Source organism: Paraprevotella sp. (assembly GCF_986071375.1).
Genome location: NZ_CFQRNQ010000013.1, coordinates 22544 through 45361, shown reverse-complemented (window position 1 = coordinate 45361; position 22818 = coordinate 22544). Strand labels below are relative to the sequence as shown.

Here is a 22818-nt window from a genome sequence, read left to right as displayed (position 1 = left end):
CTTATCTAATTTTTAACGTTATAATCGTCATGGCCGCCAAGATGATCGTGATAATCCAAAAACGGACCGTAACTTTCGACTCTAACCAACATCCTTTAGGCCAGTTGCACAGCACTTTCACGTCTGGGGCCAACTGCCCCGGGCGCACCCGGAAAGTATCATGGATCGGGGCTCGCTTGAACACTCTTAACTTCAATCCTTTCCGGTTCCCCCATTTCGCATAGTTCACTTGCAGAATCACGCTCAGGCTCTCCATCAGGAACACGAAACACATCAAGGGGATAAGCAATTCTTTATGTATGATGATGGCCGTCACGGCAATGATGCCTCCAATGGACAAACTGCCCGTATCCCCCATGAATATCTGGGCAGGATAGGCGTTATACCACAAGAAACCGACCAATGCCCCGACAAAAGCACAGATGAAGATGACCAGTTCCTCCGAACCGGGTATGTACATGATATTCAGATAACTGGCAAAGGCTATATGACTGGACACGTAGGCCAATACGCCCAACGCCACACCGATAATAGCCGAATTGCCCGCCGCCATGCCGTCCATGCCGTCGTTCAGGTTCGACCCGTTGGACACGGCTACCACGACCAAGGTCGTCATGACCACAAACAAGAACCACCCGGCAGCCGTCTTGTATTTTCCGCAAAAGCTCATCATCTCGGCATAATCCAAATTGTTGTCCTTCACGAACGGAATCGTGGTAATAGTCGATTTCACTTTCTCGCTTTTGTGCACAACGACTTCTGTATTGCCCAAGCGCTGTGTCGAAACATTCTCCCGGATCACTGCGTCGGGACTAAGCCACAATGTCAGGCCGACAAAAAGTCCCAAAAGGGTCTGTCCCGCCAACTTGTAAATGGGGCGCAAACCATCCTTGCTTACTTTCATCTTGATATAGTCGTCCGCAAACCCCAAAACGCCCAACCACACAGTCGTAATCAGCATCAGTATCATATAGATGTTACGCAAACGCCCGAAAAGCAAACAGGGGATGATGATGGACACAATGATAATGACACCGCCCATCGTGGGCACACCCTTCTTCTCCACACCATAGGGATCTATGGAAGCATCGCGTTGCGCCTCACTCACGTTGTGGCGTTTCATCCATTTGATGAAGTATTCCCCGAACCAGACGGAAATGACCAACGACAGAATCAAGGTCAGCAAAGCCCGGAAAGAGATGTAGGTCCACATGTGCGAACCGGGAATCCCGTACTCTCCTAAAAATCGAAACAAATAATACAACATGCGCGCAACGGTTAAATGCCAAATACTCCTTTTATTACCTCATGGTCGTCAAAATGATGCTTCACGCCTTTCACCTCCTGGTAATCTTCATGCCCCTTCCCGGCCACCAACACCACATCGCCGGGACGTGCCATCATGCAGGCCGTACGGATGGCCTCCTTACGGTCGACAATGGAGATTACCTTGCGCATTTGCTCCTTGTCCAGTCCGGCCAACATATCGTTGATAATTTCCTGCGGCTCTTCGAAACGCGGATTGTCACTGGTAATGATTACCCTGTCGCTGTTTTTCACCGCTTCCTGCGCCATAATCGGACGCTTACCCTTGTCACGGTTGCCTCCGGCACCGCAGACCGTAATGACTTCGCCGCGCCGTTTCAGTATTTCGTTCACGGTCGACAACACATTGACCAACGCATCCGGCGTATGGGCGTAATCGACAATGGCTGTCACTCCCTCCCGAGAACGAATCGTCTCGAAACGTCCGTTCACCGGGCGCAATGTACTAAGGGCTACCAAAACGTCCTCAGCCCCGCGCCCCATACAAACGGCTGCAGCGTACACAGCTAACAAGTTGGACACATTGAAACGGCCTATGAAAGGGACACTCACCTCTTTGCCATTGACATCCAAACACATTCCTTCAAACGACTCTTCCAACACCTTTGCCTTGAAATCGGCAGCCGCACGCAAAGAATAAGTCTTCACGACGGCCTTTGTGTTCTGCACCATGATCATTCCGTTACGGTCGTCAACATTCGTCACGGCAAAAGCCCCCTTGGGCAAACCGTCGAAAAATGCCTTCTTGGCATCGCGGTAGTTCTCGAATGTCTTATGGTAATCCAGATGGTCGCGCGTAAGGTTCGTAAAAATACCTCCTGCGAACTTCAGACCTGCGATACGGTGCTGGGCCACGGCATGCGAACTGACTTCCATGAAAGCATATTTGCATCCTTCGTCTGCCATACGCCCCAACAAACGGTTCAACGTAATCGGGTCTGGCGTGGTATGCTCTGTCGGGACAGCCTCGTCATCTATATAGTTGCAAACCGTGGAACAAAGTCCGCACTTATAACCGAACACCCGGAACATATTATATAATAAGGTGGCAATCGTAGTTTTCCCGTTCGTACCGGTCACTCCGACAAGTTGCAATTTGGAGGTCGGGTCACCGTAAAACACCGTAGCCAACCGCCCCACCGCACTTTCGGAATCCTTCACTTGTACGTACGTCACCCCCTCAGCCTGCACCTCCGGCCATGCTTCGCACACTACGGCCACGGCTCCTTTCTCTATCGCCTTGCCGATATAAGCGTGACCGTCGGCCTGCGTCCCTTTGACGGCGACAAACAAATCGCCCGGCTGCACAAGCCGGGAATCCATATTGATTCCCGTAATGTTCCGTGCGGTATCGCCTTCGACCCGTACGACACTCACGCTTTTCAGCAAAATATCCAACTCCATCATCATGCTTCCCTCTTATCTTTTTAATTTAATCTGTATGGTTTGCCCTTTCTTATATTTGACGTACGGCGGGATGCTCTGCGAAACCACACGCCCCACGCCTTCCAATTTCACTTTCAATCCCCGGCTCTCCAACATATACACGGCGTCTTTTGCCCCCATGCCTTTCACGTCCGGTACGATTTCCATCGGCGTATTGTCACCGCGCAACGTCACGGCATTCCCGCTGTTCACCGCTTTCCCCCAAACGCTCTTTCCACCTTTGTCCGTGCTCCAGTCTTGTTTAAAAGGAATATCCAGTTCTTTCAGTACTGCCCGCGTGGCATTCAAGTCACCGTCCAACACATCCGGGACGAAGACGGAAGCCGAATCTGATGCTTCCGACACATCGCGATATACCCCTTTCGCCATGACGCTTTGGGCAATCTCGCTGAACACCGGACCGCAATGCCCCCCTCCCGAAGCAGGCAGGCCGGACTTTTGTATCGCGACGATGCAACTGTATTTCGGCCGGTCTGAAGGATAATAGCCGCAGAAACTGATAAGATATTTCATCCGGCCTCCATGATAGCCGCCCTTGCCTTGGGCCACTTGTGCCGTACCGGTTTTCCCCGACACCTTGAAATCCTTGCATCCGGCTTTCTTGCCCAGTCCCTTACTTACTACCATTTCCAGTATTTCCTGAATGTCGTCCAGGGTCTTCGGAGAGCATATCCGCTCTTTGATGACTTCCACCGGGAATTCGCGCACGATTTCGCCATTCTTCCGGACGGCTTTTACAAAACGCGGACGTACCATCTTTCCACCGTTGGCTATGGCATTATAGAAAGTCAATGTGGCTATCGGCGGTATCTGGGTCTCATACCCGATGCTCATCCACGGCAAGGCCGTCTTCGACCAATTGCTGCCGTCCTTCTTCGGGCGGCGCACCCGCGGCTCTCCGCTTCCCATCAAAGGTATATTCAGGGGAATGCCCACTCCTTCACGATACAGCCCGTCCACGAATTTTTCCGGATGGTCTTTATAGTTGTCGTCTATCAAGCGGCTGACCCCGATATTGGAAGAATACATCAGCACTTCAGGCACACTGATTCTTCCGTAACCGCCACGCCGCCAGTTGTGATCCTTCATCACCCGCCCGTGCATCTCCCACTGTCCGTTACCGGTGTCTACGAAATCATTCTTCGAAATCTTTCCGTCCTCCAGTGCCACCATGATGGACGCGGTCTTAAAAGTAGAACCGGGCTCCATTAAGTCAGACACGGCGTTGTTCTTTACCTCGCGATACTCGCCATCCGCACATTTCGTCATGTTCACAATGGCCTTCACATCTCCCGTGGCCACCTCCATCAGCACTACCACGCCCACGTCGCCATTGATGTTTTTCAACTGTTTCAACAACGCCTTTTCCGCCGCATCCTGCATGGACACATCGATGGTCGTTTCAATATCATTACCATCCACCGGAGGGGCATCCACCAGACTCAACCACTTGTTACGCACCTTGGCACGATGGGACACGCCTTCCTTGCCCCTCAAAATGGAGTCGTAGGAAAGCTCCAGGCCGTAACGCGCCGAATCCTTACTGGCATACAAAGCCCCCAACGTACGCGTGGCCAATGAGCCGTAAGGCTTCTTTCGTTGATTGAATTCCTCTGCATAGAACCCGCCCTTGAAAGGAGACTCACGGAACAACGGCAGTTTCTTGCACTCCTTATACTGGATATAAGAGATTCGCCGACCGTATATCTGCCAGTTCCTCCGTCTCAACTTTTTTCCCTTTTTCAGCCGTTTCTTGAAATATCCGGCGGTTTTATCGGGAAAGATTTTACTCAACCCCCGGGAAATGGAATCCAAGTCGGCCATCAACACGCTGTCCCTCCAAGCCTGCAGTTCCTTGGCCGTCTCCGGATTCTTGTCCGACGCGACATAATCCATATAGATCTTATATTCCGGCAAGGAGCTGGCCATAATCTGCCCGTCTGCCGAAAGGATGTTTCCACGCTTGGCAGGAATGGGCACATTCTCTTTTACCAGTTTACGGCTCACCTGCGTCCAATACTCGCTCTCCACGAACATCAGGTAGGCCGCATTGCCCAATATATACAAACCGCCCAAGCTCATCAGTACGATGACCACGAAGAAACGGGGCATTATCTTTTTATTGTCGAAGTTCATTCTTCTTCCTCGTTTTGGGATTTAATCAAAAAAGGAGGTTCTTTCGGACTTTGCAGCACGCTGTCCGGAGTCTGTCTCAAACTTTTTTCTATCTGGCTTTGCCGTGTCTTTACGGTCAACTCGCTAGAACGGGTCAGCGCACGGTATCTCACCTCCGTCAATTCCGTCTTCAACTTTTCAATCTCAATCATCTCCTGCTCTGCGGAATAACGGTTCGTGATATAAATGATGGCAAAAAACGTACAGAGTAAAATCAATCCCATCTGGCGACGCAACCACCCGGCCGTAAGGATATCCCCACCCAATATCTCGCGTAAAGACACGTTAGGACGTTGGTCCACGCCCTCACTCTCCGTGAAAGCCTTGATAGGAGACAGTTCACCCGGCCCGGCCTTTTCCTCGTCGCCCGGCACCACGCCATCCCCCTCGGACAGCCCCCCGCCCGGCTCGGCCTCCTCTGCTCCGGGACTTCCGGCAGCTTCCTCCGTGGGCACACCGACGAGTTCCACGTCCGTTTTTTCTTCCAAATCCAGTTCTTCCTTCATCCTTTATTTCTTTTCCGCGATTCTCAACTTGGCACTGCGGCTACGGGGATTCGCACGCTGCTCCTCTTCTCCCGGCACTATCACTTTATTATGGACAGCCCTGAGCGGACAATCCACATTGCCATAGAAATCCTGTATCCGCTTGCCCTCCACATTTCCGGTTTTGACTAAATTCTTCACCATCCGGTCCTCCAAAGAATGATAGGTCAACACCACCAAGCGGCCTCCCGGGCGGAGCAATTCGACCGCAGCCGTCAACATCTCCTTCAAGGCGTCCATCTCCTGGTTCACTTCTATACGCAAAGCCTGGAACACCTTAGCCAATTCTTTCTTCTCCCGGTCACGCTCAAACAAAGGCTTTACGACCTCCATGAACTCTTCCGTCGTCTCAATCCTCCTGTGCATACGGGCTTTCACCACCCATGAGGCTAATTTACGGGCATTCTTCAATTCGCCGTACAGGTAGAAAATGTCGGCCAACCGCTCTTCCGCGTAATCATTCAACACATCCGCCGCTGTCAACTGCGCCCGCTGGTTCATCCGCATGTCCAACCTCCCGTCGAAACGAAACGAGAAGCCCCGTTCCGCATCATCGAAATGGTGGCTCGACACGCCCAAATCAGCCAGCAGGCCGTCCAACTCTCCCACGCCGTAATAGCGCATCCAGTTCTTCAGGTACCGGAAATTGCTCCGGACAAACGTAAAACGTCCGTCAGCAACGATATTCGCCTCGGCATCTTCGTCTTGGTCAAAACTATACAAATGCCCGGCCGTATCCAGCCGGGACACAATCGCCCGGCTGTGCCCTCCTCCTCCGAAAGTGACATCGGCATATACCCCGGCAGGATTGACCACCAGACCGTCTACACATTCTTTCAACAAGACAGGGACGTGATAAACTGCTTCTTCCATCAATATTTTACATTACGCGAGGTCAAAGGTACGAATTTTCATAGACACATACACCTTATTATAATAAAATATTTATCGACATGCTGTTAATAACTCCATGAAGAAAGAACGCGAGGCATCTGCAAGAAAAAGAGCGATTTATTTCCCGGCAGAAATAGTTTTTACTATCTTTGCCCACAGTTAGACTGAAACCTTATGAAAAAACTCTTGTTATTGGTATTCCTAATAGGAACAACCGCATTTCACACCCAAGGGAAAATCCGCGAAAAACGTTCGATTGTGCGACTGGAAACCGCAATGGGCAACATTCGTATCGCGCTGAACGACGAAACACCGGTCCACCGGGATAATTTCCTCAAATTAGTTTCAGAAGGATTCTACGACGGAACGCTCTTCCACCGCGTCGTGAAAGACTTCGTCATTCAAGCAGGCGACCCGAATTCCAAACAGGCTCCGGGCGGAAAGATATTGGGAGAAGGAGGGCCGGGATATATGTTGGCTCCCGAAATAGACCTGCCTTTCCAATACCATAAAAGAGGAGCGGTGGCCATGGCGTGCGAAAATGACGCAAACAACCCGGACCGCCTAAGCAACGGGTCGCAATTTTACATCGTATGGGGAAAGAAATACCGCCCCCGGGAACTGGCCTTTGCCTGGACCGCGCTGAAAGGCGGTGTGTACGGTGATTTTGAAACCAACAGGGAAATGGAGCAAGAATACCTCACCACCGGAGGCACACCCGGGTTAGACGGAGGATACACCGTATTCGGCGAAGTCATAGAAGGGCTCAATGTGGTAGAAAACATCCAATCCACCGCGACAGACTCCCACGACCGCCCGCAAACCGACATCGTAATCCTGCATGCCGTGGTAGAACAAAAATCAAAGAAGGCCGGAACAACAGGTAAAAGACAGCATTTGCCAGGATTATATTAAAAACATCCGATTTCATCGGTGTTTTCTTTTCTATTCATCTGCCTGCGCACGAAAGGAAATAATGGTAAAATAACTCTTTATACCGTTTTTTGCGATTTAACCAACCTTTTTCATTACCTTTGCCTTGGTTTTAATCTAAGACTTGTATATTCATGAAGAAAATCTTATGCGGACTTTCTCTTTTTGCCGCTTTTTCGTTAAGCTCTTGCATACAAAACGAACCCGCCAACTCAGAGTGTGATATAGAAGAGGCTTATGTTCTCGCATCTGACGAGGAGGCTTTGTTCTTCACCCCGAATGACGCAGTGAAGGACGTGGCGTCGTCCGACACGTCCATCGTGTTTTATCTGCGCGAAGACTTCACAGACTCCACGCAGTTGCAAGCGTTGAAAATAAACTTCAAGCTCACTCCGGGTGCCTCCATCACACCCGAAAACGGTAGTGTGCAAGACTTCACGCACGGCGGCATACGCTACCGGGTCATGTCCGAAGACCGGCAATGGCACCGGGATTATCATGTAAAGTTTGCACTCATACAGCCCATAGAGACCGACCTTTCTTTTGAAAACATTAAGATGGAAGCCAATGGACGTTATTACGAGTGGTTCGAAAAATCGGCACACGGCAACGACGTCCCCCAATGGGCTACCGGCAACCCGGGTTACGCCATCAGCCGTTCGTCAGCCAAACCCGACGAGTTCCCTACGATACCGTGGACAAAGGATGCCATAAACGGACAATCCGTCAAGCTCGAAACGTGTGACACCGGTCCTTTCGGTGTCATGGTCAATATGCGCATCGCAGCAGGCAACTTGTTTATCGGGACGTTTGATGTGGCCAACGCCTTGAAAGATGCCATGGCCGCCACGCGCTTCGGCCTGCCGTTCAACAAAAAACCATTGCGCTTTGAAGGATATTACAAATTCAAGCCAGGCGAAAAATTCCAGAACAGAAAAGGCACCATCATTGAAGACCGCATTGACGAACCGGACTTATATGCCGTATTATACAAGAACACGGACGGGCACGGGCAACCTGTCACCCTGAAAGGCGATGACGTATTGACCCACCCTAACATCGTGGCTTTGGCACGCATCCAAAATCCGGTGCATGATTTCAACACATGGACCCGCTTTGACATCCCCTTTGAATATAGCGGCAACGTAAACGAGAAACTACTAAAGGCTTACGGCTACAACCTGGCTGTCGTCTTCACTTCCAGCATCGAAGGAGCCAGTTTCTGCGGCGCCGTTGGAAGCACGCTGTTGGTAGATGAAGTGAAAGTGGTTTGTGAAGAATAACCCATAATAAAGAAGAGAACATGAAACATCTGAAATATATCCTAATCTTTGCCCTGTCATCAGCCACGGGCACGTTACAGGCACAAGACCTCAAAGAACTGATGAAGGAAAACCGCGAGAACCGGGAAGCCAACTATGCGAAATGGGGACCGACATCCGACCACGACGGTATGGGCTATGTCGTCAGGGCCGGATTCGTGCTAGGCGGAACGACTCCTCTTCCTCTTCCCAAGGAAATCCGTAAAATCAACGAATTCGCTCCGAAGGGCGGTTTCAGTTTAGGAATAGACGGATATAAGTACTTCAATACGAGATGGGGACTTTCCGCCGGACTTCGTTTTTTCATGCAAGGCATGCGCACGGGGGCTGAAGTGAAAAACTACAACATGGCCATCGTGATGGGCGAAGACGTGGTAGAAGGACGTTTCACGGGGACGGACATTACCGAGACCCGCATGACGGGCTTTACGATTCCCGTAACGGCCACCTACCGTGTAGGAGCCAGATGGACATTCAATCTCGGCCCTTACGTCAGCTATTGGATCTATCGTGACTTCGACGGCGAAGTCTTCGACGGCTATTTGCGCGAAGGCTCACCCGTGGGACAAAAGATAACCATCGGTACCGACAATCCGGCTTCTTACGACTTCAGCGACAACATGCGCCATTTTTCTTGGGGGATGGAATTCTGTGCCGACTTCCGTATAAAGAAGCATCTCAACGTCTTTGGACTGTTGGACTGGGGTATGAACGATGTGTTCAAAAGCGACTTTGAAACCGTCACGTTCTCACTCTTCCCACTCTATGCCACTTTCGGAATGGCTTATTATTATTGATCACTTAAAAAAATATGAATATGAAGAAGTTATTTACCTTATTATTATTTTGTGCAAGCCTCACGCAAGGGTACGCCATGAACGCTGCTTCAACAGGAAGCAAGGCATCTAAAGAGTACACAGACAAACTCGTTGTCACCATTAACGGTGAATCCAGTCCTGAACAAACTACTAAAATCACGGTAGAGACCCCCAAAGACGGCATCATGAACATTACACTTCCCAACTTCTGTCTTAGCGCAGGAGAAGACATGATGTATGTAGGGACAATCAAGGTGAATGAAATCCCGTTGACAGCTTCTGGATTGTATAACACATTCACCACGAACCAGACCATACAAATCGAGGCCGGAGACATACCTATTGAAGGCATGTGGCTCGGTCCTATGTTAGGCGATGTGCCCCTACAAATGGTAGGTAAAATTTCCGATGACAAATTCTACACTACAATCGACATTGAAATGGTCTTGCTCGGACAAACTATCCACGTCGTATTCGGCACGGACGATTTTGGTTCTTCCATTCATTCTGCCCTGTCTGAAAAGCAAATGCAAACGACAAACGTCTACACTCTGCAAGGCATTCTCGTGAAGGGCAATGTGGAAAAAGCCCATGCCCTCGACGGATTGCAGAAAGGCATTTATATTGTAGACGGCAAGAAAGTTATCAAAAAATAAAGTAACGGGCTGCGATTCCCCTAAAAAAAGAAGACAAATGCCGATGGAGGATTCTCCATCGGCATTTGTCATATAAACAGCTGAATACAAGCCACTTCCCAAACCTCAACGACCTTCTTCGAAAAACTGCGGAGAACGAAAAATCAATCTGCTTAGAATGATTTTCCATTCTCCTGAGATCAATTTTTCAATCTCCTGAGATTGATTCGCTCCCTTCTGCCAATGGCATCCGTATTTTCGTTATATTGACAAAACACCAACTCCCTCCTTCTTCTTCCTTCCCCTTCCCCCTCCTTTGGGTAAAAAAACGGTAAACCCTTTATTCTACTGAAATTACTACCGTAAAATCCGAAAATCCTACCAAAACAGGAAATGCACTTTTGGCCTTTCTGCCTACTTTTGTATTGGCCAAAAGAACTAAAAGCGGCTATTTACAAACTATAAAAAGATAGATAAGAATGAAGAGATTGTTTACTTTGTTATTGGGGGCAACATTTGGCTGCGGAATACAAGCGCAATATCTCCCAAATACAGGTTTTGAAGCATGGAAAGAAGTTTGCGGTAGTTCCTACCAATCAAGTAAAAGCGGAAAAAGCGGTGGAGCCGAAGGTTTCAGGCAACGCCCGGGAACCGAACCAATGGATTGGAACGGTTCAAGCGTAAACCAAAAAGTTTGGGCTTACTTTTTTTCACAAGAAAAACAAGAAACACTCATAACACAAGGTGTAAGCAGAAACGGAACAAAATCCGTGGTTCTCACCAATAAATTTGTCGGTGTCGGTAATATAGGTAGCAATGCACCCGCTTTCATCACATTTGGCACCCCGTGGGTTTATGCCGTTTCTACTATTGAACAGTGTGATGGCGGTGTATATGGCGGGACAAATTTCACTTTCCGCCCGGATGCCATCAGAGGATGGTACAAACGTACGCCATCCACAGAGGGAAATGAAAACGCCCACATAATCGCCTATCTGTGGAAAGGGACCTACAGCTCAGGAATCAAGTCACACACAGCAAACGACATAAAAGAAGATGTAGACCGCGTTGTTATGGGAAAAGAGAGTGGAACGGCAAACGGGACGCTCATTGCGTCATGCGACTATGGATTCGCCACTACCACAAACAATGACTGGCAAGAAATCATCGTGCCGCTAAATTACGAAAAAGGGCAAGAAAACACCATTCCTGAAAAAATGAATGTCATCATTTCAAGTGCCGATTATTGGACGCGTGCTAACATCAAAGACCAAAGCATACTGGAAGTGGACGACGTGCAATACTTGTACTATTCCCAATTAGCCGAACTCTCGTACGACGGCAAAAGCATCGACGGTTTCAGCAAAGACAAATACGAATATACCATCACGGCAGATTACGACGAAAGCAAACTTTCCGCTAAAGCCGACGGCATAGGCGCCATCGTGGAGAAGTCTTACGATGAAGAGACACACAAGCTTACCATCACGGTGAAGGGGAACGACATCAGTGCCAATACAGAAAACTTCCATACTTACACGTTGGAATTCAAGCAGGCAGAAGAACAAATACCCTTGGAAAGCACCGACTATTCCGGCTTCTTGACCGTGACCGTCAATGGCAATTCCGCAGATTCCCAAATCACAACTATCCGATTAATCAAGAATACGGACGCGTCCTATTCCTTCGCCTTGGACAACTTCATATTGGGAGCAGGCGAAGATGCCATGCCCATAGGTAACATCTTATTGAAAAACCTAACCGTAAGCGAAGACGGGAAGACCTTTACCGCAAACCAAACCATACAAATCACAGAGGGAAACAAAGAAGGTGTTACAAGTTGGTTCGGACCGCAATTGGGGGATGTCCCCGTGGTACTCTCTGCCACCAAAAACGGAAACAACATGACAGCCGACATCGACATTGACATGACTAGCACTATCGGACAGGTCATTAAAGTCTCTTTCACGCCAGTACTGGAAACCAAGTTTACCAATCCATTGCTCGTGACCATCAACGGCAATTCCGCAGATCCCCAGATTACAACTATCCGATTAATCAAGAATACGGACGCGTCCTATTCCTTCGCCTTGGACAACTTCATATTGGGAGCAGGCGAAGATGCCATGCCCATAGGTAACATCTTATTGAAAAACCTAACCGTAAGCGAAGACGGGAACTCCTTTACCGCCAACCAAACCATACAAATCACAGAGGGAGACAAAGAAGGTGTTACAAGTTGGCTCGGACCGCAATTGGGGGATGTCCCCGTGGTGCTCTCTGCCACCAAAAACGGTGACAACATGACAGCCGACATCGACATTGACATGACTAACACTATCGGACAGATAATTAAAGTCTCTTTCGCACCAGAACTTGTCATAAACGGCACCACAACGTTAGAAGTGACCGGAGGAGGGCTTTACAACGTGACTCTCTCCCGTAATTTTGCGGCAAATTGGAACACGATATGCCTACCATTCGACACTACACCCACTACATTAGGTGCAACACAGGTACAAGCTTTCACCGCTTGCGACGGAACTACACTCACTTTCACTAAAACAGAAAGCATGATGGCCAACACGCCCTATCTCATTTATTTTGAAAAGGCACCTGCCACTCCCTTGTACATCAGCACAGAAATCAAAGCAACCGTCCCCACTTCCGTAACCCACGGCAACGTGACCTTCGTCGGCAACTATGAAGCAGGCAAGAACATGGAAGGCCTTTACGGCGTAGCCGAGAAAGCAGGCGAACAGTACATCATGCGCGGCGGAACGGGCAGCACACTGGGCAGCACAGGAGCCTATTTCACCGTAAGCGGATCTGAAGTGAATACCCTGCGCATCCGCCTTGAGGGAAGCGGAACCGGCATCTCCGACGTGGAAGCCGGGAAAGGCGGCCAAACCTTCGACATCTATAGCCTGAACGGCATCAAGGTGCGCAGCCAAGCCACCACTACCGACGACCTGCCCAAAGGCATCTACCTCATCAACGGAAAAAAACATATCGTAAAATAAAAACAGGAGACACCGAAATGAAAAAGAACATTTACACCACGCCCGTTGTGGGAATAGTGAAATTGGACACAACAGGAATTATCGCGACATCCAAACTGGGCACCGGGGACAGGAACGACATCGAAATAAAGGATGAAATCTTCGAAGGCGAATTCCGTTCCAACCGGAATCACTGGGAAGGACTCTGGTAAGGCTAAACCTGAACTTTATCCATAACGCAAGTGTGGGGCGCAGCACGGAACGCAGTTCCGGCCCGCCCCACATTTCTGTTTCCCGGCACTTTGCCAAACAGAAAACAAGCACAATGCTAAGCCTTGGCGTTGAGGGCAGACCTTTTCTTCAGGTAATCGTCCAACTTCATGCCTTCCATACGCTCAAAGCAAATACGGGCGGTCTTGGACGAGCCGAAACCGACAACGACACAATCGGCCACCGAGACGATTGAGCCGTCGGCCACTCCGCGCTTCAATGCACTGATACGGTAAGAATTGATGTAGTCGTGGCAATTGTTATAACCTTGGCTCCGGAGGCATTGCAATAACAAATGGCGGTTGATTCCCGTGGCCTCGCACAGGCGGTCGCGCCCGAACGTGTTGTCTTGCCACTCACGGTCATGTTGCATGAAGAACTCCACCCGCTCAAAACGACGCCGGTTGGTTTCGTTGAAGTCCTCCTTTTCGGCCTGCACGATAACCTCTTCCGTGGGTGCTTCATCCACCTCTACAATCTCTGGCTTAGGCAAATGGATGGCCATGGTCTCCAATGTCCGATAGAACAAATACATATTCAAAAGACAGAACAAATAGAAATAGACTAATAACAACATGGCATTGAATACTGCCGTAACTACTATATAGAACACCATATTCAGCCCCATGGCGGTCACGTAACCTTTCAAATAACGGGGTATCTCGGCATTCTTGACCAACAACCGGGGCAGGCGAAGTATATTGGTCACATAGTAGACAGACAACCCCAAACCTGCCAGACGGAACAACATGTCCGGCCCCCACCAACACTCTGCCAGTTCGGAGTAGGTATGGACAATCACCGGACGGTTTCCCAAAAGCAGACTGGCGACATATAATATAATAAGGAATATGGCCGGCGAGGCATAACGCCACATCCGTCCCCACTGCAAATATCCCGGCATGGGGATGCTCAAGGGATAAATGCCCTGAAGAAAAGAAGTCACCACCAACAACAAAAGCATGAAAGGATGGAGCAAGCCGACATTCGCGAACTTGAGCAAGGGCATGAACGGGAAGGACACACAAGTCAACACTCCGAATATGCCCATAATCCATGCCAAGGACAAGTATTGCACCTTATAACGGGAATACAAGAACAACACGGAGGCCATCATCAAGTGGATGGTAGCAATGACGACGAGGGTAATAAGAATATAGGTCTGCATATCAGGCAAAGATATAAAAAACAGCCCAGTTGCAAAAGCCTATGGATAAAAAATTGATTCTGATTGCTGTTGACGCCACTTTCCGTAAAGCCCCGCCTTTTGCGGCAGGCGACGGTTGCCAATAATCCGGAAAACTCGTTAGCCAACAAGATTGTGCACATTGCCTTTTTGCCCAAAGGGTCCTCTGGTATGTTAAAGTCGAAAAGATTATCCGGGTTCATGATTTCATTCCCAAAATAACATGTACTTTTGTGTGTCTTGAAGAAACAACTGTTTTAAGGCAAACTTATAAAAGAAAGGATTTTAAGTATGAAAAAAATGAATCAGATCTTGGCAGCAGCCTTGTTGGCTTGCATGGCCGCCTGCACAAGCAACCAGAAAAAAGAAGCTGCAACAACAGAAACGACAGAAACGGAAGCAGCCACAGCCGTCGGCGACACAACTGCCCTCGCCATGACGGGCACCTTTGAAGGTATATTTCCGGCTGCATCCTGTGAAGGCATCCGCGCTTCACTGACAATCAATGCAGACAGCACTTATACCTATAAAAGAGAATACATCGGCGAAAAAAACGGGAAGTATGAAAGCAGCGGCATTTACCACCTGAAGGCAAAGGACTTGATTGAACTGATTACTCCTTCTTCCGGAGAAAAGACTTATTTCAAACGTGTCGAAACAGGCTTTATGCTGTCTGACAGCCTGGGCACAGTCAATCAAGGCGAGCTTGCCGGACACTATATATTGAAAAGACAATAGACTTTTCATTTGGCACACGCAAAAGGAAGAAGCCACATAGGCTTTTTCCTTTTGTGATTCAAAGCTTTCTTGCATATCCCTTAAGGACACACAAGCCCCGGACATTGCTTTCCCCACGCTCGGAATCAGGCAAAAACCTCCTTCAGGACATCCAAGGATTTCAATTCAGGGAACTCCGGGACATGCAGCCTGTAATACTCATCCAACACCTCTAAGTAACGACCGCGCTCCAGACGGTTCATCGCAAAAAAACGCATCGTATCATAGTTCATCCGCATGAAGAGGGGGATGAGAGCCGCCTCTTGCGGTTCCAAATATGCATGGCGGGACGGGGAAGAGGACACAAAACAAGCCTCCACCATGTCGAAACAATCCCCCTTGTGCCACTCCTCCACGTTGGGATAGAAACCAAGAAACCGCGTCAGCCGTGTGAGAAAAACCAGATGGAAGTTTGAGAACCCCTCCCCACTGGCATCCAACCATTGCAAAGAATAGAGGATATAGGAAAAAAGTGTGTCGCTCCCCTCTTCATGTTTCAACACACGGCAAAGGAATTCGGCCAGGAACAAAGCCATGGAAGACTTACGTGGGTCGTACGGCAACGTCTGATAAACATACTTGAACCGCACATCCCGTATGCGCTGCAAAGCCGACTTCTGCCGGTAGTCGAAATCTATCTCCAAAATGGAAAGCGGCCGAAAGAACACACCTTTGAGGGCCGCCTTACGCGATTTTGGCAACTTTACCATGAAAGACACCGTCCCACGTATGGCCGTATAGATATCCACAATCAAAGAATTGTCGTTGTATTTTAGCGTACGCAACACCACGCCTTGCGTTTTTTCCTGCATAAATCTCCATTTTTGGGGACTAAAATTAGGAAAAACGACCGAAATACGGGAAAAAATCACCAAAAACACATTTTTTTGAAAGATTTTCCTCGATTTATTTTGTCGGTTCAAAGAAAAGCCATACCTTTGCATCGCAAATGAGAACGGTAGTCTGCAAATGACTTGAAAACGGTTTCAGAAAGCAAAAGAGCGAAAGCTCAAATCGCGTTGGTCCCTTCGTCTATCGGTTAGGACGAGAGATTTTCATTCTCTAAAGAGGAGTTCGACTCTCCTAGGGACTACTAAGTTGAACGAATTATTTAAACGTAAAGATGGCAAACCATAAATCATCATTAAAAAGAATACGGCAGGAGGAAAAAAGAAGACTCCACAATAGATATTACGCGAAGACCATGCGTAATGCTGTTCGTAAGCTTCGTGCTACGACAGACAAGGCTGAGGCTACAGCGATGTATCCCAGTGTACAAAAGATGTTAGACAAATTGGCTAAAGTAAACATCATACACAAGAATAAAGCTGCCAATTTGAAATCTAAATTGGCCATTTACATCAACAAATTGGGATAATTCCGATAGTATCATATATAGGAAAGAGTTGAAGTTTCTTCAACTCTTTTTTTTGTATCTGTACCCATTGGGCAAACTGTCCCTAAGAAACCGTCGGCATATTGATGAACACTAAATACTCCCCCTCCCCACGTATCACGAACTCTTCACCGGTCGCCTCGTTCAACGTCCCTTGCCACCAGTTGGCAAAATCACGCAAAGGATAAGCCAGACCTTCCCCACGCAAGCCTCGCGTGCCGAAAGCAAAAATCGAAACCTGTACTCCCTTGCAACAGAAAAAACGGCAATCCCCTTTCACCGGTACGAAAAAACCATAATCCGTATACATACGTACTTCCGCTCCCATCCGCATATATTCCATCAACAGGCTGATATTCCCCAAAGTATGATCTTCCCTACGCCCCGTAGCACCGACAATGGCAATCCGACGAAATCCTTTTTCCAACAGATAGCTCACAGCTTTGGTCTGGTCGTTTGTCTCTTGGTCCGGATTATACCGGATAATACCCGCATATCTTTTCTGGTTTTCCACGCTCAACGAATCTCCATCCCCTACAATCCTGTCCGGCACGCGTCCCGACTCTAAACAACGGTCGGCCGCCCCGTCACAACATACCGTAAAAGGAGCTGTGTCCAGTATCCTCAACGGCAAAGCCGACACGGGAAACTCCCCATTCCCCACGACTACCGCTTCCGGCACGAAATCCCAACCGACCCGTCTCATTTCTCCTCTTCCATCATTCGTATCCATTTCTTATATCCTCCGATAGCAATTAGGGCATAAAGGCCGTACAGTCCGGCCGTAAAATAAAGTTCTTTATAAACATACAATCCACAGCAAACCACATCGACTATAATCCACACCAACCACTGCTCTACGTATTTACGGGCCAACATCCATATTCCCACGATACTCAAAGCCGTCGTAAAACTATCCGACCAAGGCACGTCACTATTGGTAAATTCTGTTAAGATCCAGGCAATCAATACCAAAGTGACCACAAAGACCGAGAACAGAGGCACATAAATCCGGGGAGGAGTATGGGTTATCGACAGAGCAGAAGCTGCATCTTCCTTTCCGCCCCACCCGTATTTCCAACTCAACCATCCGTACGCTGCCGCCAACAGATAATAAACATTGATAGCAAAATCTGCGTATAACCCTGCTTCATAATACACGAAAATATAGATGGCCGGCATGACTACACCTACTATCCACAAATAAATGCTAGCTTTATACTCTAGCCAAAGATAAATCAGGCCGACACAGGTACCGGCTATCTCCAGACAATTACCCATCACCTCTTTTTCCAATTATTAAAAAACCGACATCATGACCCGGCAACTTCTTTAAACGGCAAAATTACACTTTTCGGCCGACGCAAGCAAACATCCTCGTCTAAACACGACAAACCCACAGGATTTTCACGGTTACATAAAGGGCAAAACCCTCCTTTTTCCTTTCCCCTTTCAAAGTTTTTGCGTATATTTGTGCGTTAAATATGAACGAATTAAAACTATGTCAGAAGAAGAAATAAAAGGCACAAATTATTCGGCCAGCAGCATTCAGGTGTTGGAAGGACTGGAAGCCGTACGCAAACGTCCGGCGATGTATATCGGAGACATCAGCGAGAAAGGTTTGCACCACTTGGTTTATGAAACCGTGGATAACTCCATCGACGAAGCACTTGCCGGCTATTGCACGCACATAGAAGTCACTATCAATGAAGACAACTCCATCACCGTGCAAGACAACGGCCGCGGTATTCCGGTAGACATGCATGAAAAAGAGCACAAGTCCGCATTGGAAGTCGTAATGACCGTACTTCATGCGGGTGGCAAGTTCGACAAGGGTTCCTATAAGGTGTCCGGAGGTCTTCATGGTGTCGGTGTGTCTTGCGTAAACGCCCTTTCTACCCACATGCTTTCGCAAGTCTTCCGGGAAGGCAAGATTTACCAACAAGAATACGAATGCGGCAAGCCGCTTTATCCGGTCAAGGTCGTAGGCGAAACCGAACTTCGGGGCACACGCCAACAGTTCTGGCCGGACAGCAGCATCTTCATCACGACCACTTACAAATATGAGATTCTGGCCAACCGCATGCGCGAACTGGCATTCCTGAATGCCGGTATCACCATTATCCTGACCGATATGCGCGAAAAGGACGAGAACGGTGTGCCGCGCAGCGAGACATTCCATAGCAAGGACGGCCTGAAAGAATTCGTGCGCTACATTGATTCCAGCCGTATCCACCTGTTCAACGACGTGATATACCTGAACACGGAAAAGCAAGGGGTTCCTATCGAAGTAGCCATCATGTACAACAACGGTTATACGGAAAATATCCACTCCTACGTCAACAACATCAATACCATAGAAGGCGGTACGCACTTGGCCGGTTTCCGCACGGCACTGACCCGTACGCTGAAGAAATACGCTGAAGACGAATACGCCAAGGAATTGGAAAAGCTAGAGAAGAACAAGGTGGAAATTTCCGGCGAGGACTTCCGCGAAGGACTTACCGCCGTCATTTCCATCAAAGTGGCCGAACCGCAGTTTGAAGGACAGACCAAAACCAAATTGGGTAACAGCGAAGTAGCCGGTGCCGTACAGCAAGCCGTAGGCGAAGCCTTAAGTTATTATTTGGAGGAACATCCAAAAGAAGCCAAACTGATTGTGGACAAAGTCATCCTGGCTGCGACAGCACGTGTGGCCGCCCGCAAGGCCCGTGAAAGCGTACAGCGCAAGAGTCCGATGTCGGGCGGCGGTATGCCGGGCAAGTTGGCCGACTGTTCGGACAAGGATGCAGCCAACTGCGAACTGTTCATCGTCGAGGGTGATTCGGCCGGCGGCTCTGCCAAGCAAGGGCGCAGCCGTCAATATCAGGCCATCCTCCCCATCCGCGGTAAGATATTCAACGTGGAGCGTGTCATGTGGCACAAGGCTTTCGAACATGAAGAAGTGAACAACATCATACAGGCTTTGGGCGTACGTTTCGGCTTGGGCGAAGACAGCAAGGAAGCCAATTATGAAAAGCTACGCTATTACAAAGTAATCATCATGACCGATGCCGATGTCGATGGTTCCCACATTGACACACTGCTGATGACGCTCTTCTACCGCTACATGCCCGAACTCATCCAGAAAGGCCACTTGTATATCGCCACTCCTCCGCTTTATCGTTGCAAGAAGGGTAAAATCGAAGAGTATTGCTATACGGAAGCCGACCGCCTGCGTTTCATGCAACAATATAACAACGGTTCCGAACAAGGCATGACAACCCAACGCTACAAAGGTTTAGGAGAAATGAATCCGGAACAGTTATGGGAAACTACCATGAACCCCGAAACACGCCTGCTGAAGCAGGTCACCATCGAAGACGCAGCCGGAGCCGATTACGTGTTCTCCATGCTGATGGGCGAAGATGTCGGACCGCGCCGTGAGTTTATCGAACAGAACGCCACTTACGCCAATATCGACGCATAAACATGGACGGGCAATGAAAAGCCCCCTGCCATATAAAACAAAAGAATCCGCTTCGACATAGTCAAAGCGGATTCTTTTGTTTCTATCTGCAAGCAATCAGTCTACCACTACCTTACGAGTTGTACCATCGCTCATCTTAATCAGGTTGATGCCACGCTCCGGCTGCGTAATCTTGCGACCGTCCAACGTATAGCGGCCTACTTCTTTCACCTCTTGAGCTGCCGGCAAACCGTTGATGGCAGAAGCGTCGAACTCTTCAATATGCCCGAAACGCGACCATTCCACGGCATTCTTATAAGCTTCCAGACTGCCTTCCGGAACATAAAGCGTCACTCCGGACAAGTCGTACGGGAATGTATTTTCCTCCAATACTATGGGAGAGGGATTATAAACCCGGCACTCTTTCAGCCTGCAATAAGAGAACATGCCATAACCATAAACCGCCTCAAGGGTTGAAGGCAATGAAATAGACTCTATCCTGTCGCCAAAATAAATCTCAGGCACAGTGATATCCGCGCTGCGCATGCGCGCCCATTCATCCGGCTGGCCGATATACTTCACCCCCTCTTCTATCCTTACCCTCGTCTTGGCCGGAGGTACCATATACACCGTAGCGAGGTCTTTGGCATACACAATACCATCCACCGACTTGTAGTAAGGATTGTCGGGCGACACCTCAAAGGCTTCTACATAATATCCAAAACCGGAAGCTTCCCAATCACCGACAGATGCAGGCACATAAACCTTCTTGACGGGCAGGTCTGCAAAAACATCCGGCAAGAAAGTGATACCTTCTTCCAATGTCAAACCGGACAAGGCCGTACAATAATCAAAAGCGTTGCCAACCACAGTTTTCAACGAAGCCGGCAGGTTGATTTCCTTCAACTTATCACAATTGGCGAAAGCATAGGATTCTATCGTCTCCAAACCATCGGGCAGAACCACCTTGACCAAAGATGTGGGACGGTCGAACGGAGTGAACGCCTCTTTGCCGATGGTCTTTGTACCCGGCTTGATGGTAATTTCTGCCAAGTCGCCTGCCAAGCCAATGGCCGTCGTTCCGGCATAAATCACGCCAGGCTCATGGTTTTCCAACCACGGTGTCCCCACGAAAGCGGAACTTTCGGCCGACGCACTCCCTTTAAAGATAACCTCCGTCAACTGCTTGCTGTTGCCGAACGCACCGTAAGACACCATTACCCCATCGGGAATGGTCACTGAAGAAATCAACGAGCCATAGAAAGCCATACCGTCCACCTTGACAACATCGTCAGGCAGCACAACCTTGCCGGTCAAGGCCGGTGCCACCAACATGGCCACCCAACCTTCTTCTCCTCCGCCTATGGCTTCGTCTGCCTTTTGGAGCAACACATTGCCGGAAGCCGCAAAGTGCTTGTTTCCTTCGGCCACAGTCAGTTTTTCCAACTTCTTCAACATGCCGAATACCGGCACAACACGATCTTCAAAATTATAATCATCCGAAGGAATCTCAACATGCGCCACATCAACGACATCTGCCGGTATGTGGAATGATGTCAATCCACCGGCCAAATCCACCAAGCTCCTTTCCCCATTAAAAGGCTCACGTGAATAAATGGCATTGTCCTCTGAAACATATTCGGCATTTCCCGCTGCGACAGACAAAGAAACCAAATTCTCCATAGCGGCAAACTGCGCAGCTTGATAAGACGATGTCAACCTTGCATCCGCCGGCATCGTATAAGATGTCTTGTCCACACCGATAAAAACGATTGCACGCAACCTCACATCAGTATTCCATTCTGTATACCATCCGTACAGCACATTGTCTTCTACTTCATAACGTTCACTCTTGCCGGACATCTCTAACTTGGCCAAAGACGGGCAACCGTCAATGGAAATACCTTCTGCCGAAGCCGGGAACGTTGCGGAAACCAAAGACGGGCAGTCCTTCACTGTCAGATTAACCAAACCGGCCGGAAACACAATACCCTCGATATTGGGCTTATCCTCTAAATACAATGAAGGATATTCCCCTCCCACCACATCGTCCGGAACGACCACAGTGCCTTTCACCATGCGCGGAATGACAAGGCATCTCTTCGGCAATGTCTTACTGTAAAGGCATCCGTCCTGCGAAAAGAAGAATTCGGAACTTGGATCCACCGTCACTTTCTCCAACTGGTCGCAATCGTCGAAAGCATACTTTTCATCACTGAAACCTTCCACCGTGGCCGGAATCGAAAGCGAATGGATGGATGAAGCGATGATGGCATCCCCACCAATCCACACCACGCTGTAGTCCACACCCTCATGCTGCACAGAGGAAGGAATGACTATATCCTTCACCCCACGGGGAATGGCTGACAAAGTAACCCGTTGGCTTTCTCCGCTACGGACGATATACTTATAACCATCCACCACAAAAGTGACCGGTGCGCCCCAAACCTGCACGCCTGCGCCCCACAAAAGGGCACAAACCCACAACCATAAAAAAGTAACTCTTTTCATAACTTATTTTTTTAATTACACATTGCTCTCTTCGTAAGAGATAAACTGACGAGAGTAATAAGCTATACAATATAGAGATACAAATCTGTTTTATGTCAGACTCTTGACAAAGTACTGAATTTGTTTGTAACCTC

Annotated in this window: 19 protein-coding genes and 1 tRNA gene; 10 read left to right on the top strand and 10 right to left on the bottom strand. The window is 48.8% G+C overall.

Translation table 11 applies throughout. The features are described from left to right. Nucleotide 1: 1 nt before the first annotated feature. From AC5RDV_RS08490 to rsmH, 5 genes are read right to left on the bottom strand one after another with little or no spacing between them, the layout of a single operon-like run. Complete coding sequence (locus AC5RDV_RS08490) at nt 2–1267, bottom strand: phospho-N-acetylmuramoyl-pentapeptide-transferase (RefSeq protein ID WP_130893878.1); 1266 nt, start codon at nt 1265–1267, stop codon at nt 2–4. An 11-nt stretch (nt 1268–1278) separates the two neighbouring features. After that, nucleotides 1279–2730 carry a UDP-N-acetylmuramoyl-L-alanyl-D-glutamate--2,6-diaminopimelate ligase gene (locus AC5RDV_RS08485; protein ID WP_278455397.1) on the bottom strand — a complete coding sequence of 484 codons (1452 nt, stop codon included), beginning with the start codon at nt 2728–2730 and terminating at the stop codon, nt 1279–1281. 15 nt (nt 2731–2745) lie between these two features. Further along, complete coding sequence (locus tag AC5RDV_RS08480; RefSeq protein WP_008628986.1) at nt 2746–4908, bottom strand: penicillin-binding protein; 2163 nt, start codon at nt 4906–4908, stop codon at nt 2746–2748. Further along, on the bottom strand, nt 4905–5453 hold the full coding sequence (locus AC5RDV_RS08475) for an FtsL-like putative cell division protein (RefSeq protein ID WP_008628984.1): 549 nt from the start codon (nt 5451–5453) through the stop codon (nt 4905–4907). Before AC5RDV_RS08475 ends, AC5RDV_RS08480 begins: the two co-directional genes overlap by 4 nt. Before the next feature lie 3 nt (nt 5454–5456). Continuing rightward, entirely contained in the window at nt 5457–6365 is a 909-nt protein-coding gene (rsmH, locus tag AC5RDV_RS08470; RefSeq protein WP_008628982.1) for a 16S rRNA (cytosine(1402)-N(4))-methyltransferase RsmH, read from the bottom strand. Between the two features lie 195 nt (nt 6366–6560). Here rsmH and AC5RDV_RS08465 point away from each other — a divergent pair, with 195 nt between their 5' ends. From AC5RDV_RS08465 to AC5RDV_RS08440, 6 genes are all read left to right on the top strand, one after another. Further along, nucleotides 6561–7301, top strand: a complete 741-nt coding sequence (locus tag AC5RDV_RS08465) for a peptidylprolyl isomerase (protein WP_282748411.1) — start codon at nt 6561–6563, stop codon at nt 7299–7301. Between the two features lie 152 nt (nt 7302–7453). Then, a complete protein-coding gene (locus tag AC5RDV_RS08460; RefSeq protein ID WP_008628976.1) occupies nt 7454–8602 on the top strand; it encodes a PCMD domain-containing protein in 1149 nt (382 codons plus the stop codon). A 20-nt stretch (nt 8603–8622) separates the two neighbouring features. Continuing rightward, nucleotides 8623–9438: a porin family protein gene (locus tag AC5RDV_RS08455; protein ID WP_282748410.1), complete on the top strand. Its 816-nt coding sequence runs from the start codon at nt 8623–8625 to the stop codon at nt 9436–9438. Between the two features lie 20 nt (nt 9439–9458). After that, nucleotides 9459–10115: a calycin-like domain-containing protein gene (locus tag AC5RDV_RS08450; RefSeq protein ID WP_157183539.1), complete on the top strand. Its 657-nt coding sequence runs from the start codon at nt 9459–9461 to the stop codon at nt 10113–10115. Between the two features lie 458 nt (nt 10116–10573). Then, nucleotides 10574–13117: a calycin-like domain-containing protein gene (locus AC5RDV_RS08445; protein WP_282748409.1), complete on the top strand. Its 2544-nt coding sequence runs from the start codon at nt 10574–10576 to the stop codon at nt 13115–13117. 17 nt (nt 13118–13134) lie between these two features. Continuing rightward, nucleotides 13135–13308: a hypothetical protein gene (locus AC5RDV_RS08440; RefSeq protein ID WP_282748408.1), complete on the top strand. Its 174-nt coding sequence runs from the start codon at nt 13135–13137 to the stop codon at nt 13306–13308. Nucleotides 13309–13424: 116 nt separating this feature from the next. Here AC5RDV_RS08440 and AC5RDV_RS08435 read toward each other — a convergent pair whose 3' ends face one another. After that, nucleotides 13425–14534 (bottom strand): hypothetical protein, encoded by a 1110-nt coding sequence (locus AC5RDV_RS08435; RefSeq protein WP_008628965.1) that lies wholly within the window; start codon nt 14532–14534, stop codon nt 13425–13427. A 309-nt stretch (nt 14535–14843) separates the two neighbouring features. Between AC5RDV_RS08435 and AC5RDV_RS08430 the strand changes: the two genes are divergently transcribed. Next, nucleotides 14844–15290: a copper resistance protein NlpE gene (locus AC5RDV_RS08430; RefSeq protein WP_282748407.1), complete on the top strand. Its 447-nt coding sequence runs from the start codon at nt 14844–14846 to the stop codon at nt 15288–15290. Nucleotides 15291–15415: 125 nt separating this feature from the next. Here AC5RDV_RS08430 and recO read toward each other — a convergent pair whose 3' ends face one another. After that, entirely contained in the window at nt 15416–16141 is a 726-nt protein-coding gene (gene recO / locus AC5RDV_RS08425; protein ID WP_130893871.1) for a DNA repair protein RecO, read from the bottom strand. A 209-nt stretch (nt 16142–16350) separates the two neighbouring features. On the opposite strand from recO, the gene AC5RDV_RS08420 reads away from it, so the two are divergent. Continuing rightward, a tRNA-Glu gene (locus AC5RDV_RS08420) sits at nt 16351–16422 on the top strand. A gap of 30 nt (nt 16423–16452) precedes the next feature. Beyond that, nucleotides 16453–16707 carry a 30S ribosomal protein S20 gene (rpsT, locus tag AC5RDV_RS08415; protein ID WP_008628959.1) on the top strand — a complete coding sequence of 85 codons (255 nt, stop codon included), beginning with the start codon at nt 16453–16455 and terminating at the stop codon, nt 16705–16707. 82 nt (nt 16708–16789) lie between these two features. On the opposite strand, the gene AC5RDV_RS08410 is transcribed toward rpsT, so the two are convergent. Beyond that, nucleotides 16790–17431 carry a thiamine diphosphokinase gene (locus tag AC5RDV_RS08410; RefSeq protein WP_008628958.1) on the bottom strand — a complete coding sequence of 214 codons (642 nt, stop codon included), beginning with the start codon at nt 17429–17431 and terminating at the stop codon, nt 16790–16792. Next, on the bottom strand, nt 17428–18006 hold the full coding sequence (gene pnuC / locus AC5RDV_RS08405; protein WP_282748406.1) for a nicotinamide riboside transporter PnuC: 579 nt from the start codon (nt 18004–18006) through the stop codon (nt 17428–17430). The genes AC5RDV_RS08410 and pnuC overlap by 4 nt, the downstream gene beginning before the upstream one ends. Nucleotides 18007–18226: 220 nt before the next feature. Between pnuC and gyrB the strand changes: the two genes are divergently transcribed. Then, complete coding sequence (gyrB, locus tag AC5RDV_RS08400) at nt 18227–20194, top strand: DNA topoisomerase (ATP-hydrolyzing) subunit B (RefSeq protein ID WP_008628956.1); 1968 nt, start codon at nt 18227–18229, stop codon at nt 20192–20194. Nucleotides 20195–20290: 96 nt separating this feature from the next. Here gyrB and AC5RDV_RS08395 read toward each other — a convergent pair whose 3' ends face one another. Beyond that, nucleotides 20291–22684: a leucine-rich repeat domain-containing protein gene (locus AC5RDV_RS08395; protein WP_282748405.1), complete on the bottom strand. Its 2394-nt coding sequence runs from the start codon at nt 22682–22684 to the stop codon at nt 20291–20293. Between the last annotated feature and the right edge of the window lie 134 nt (nt 22685–22818).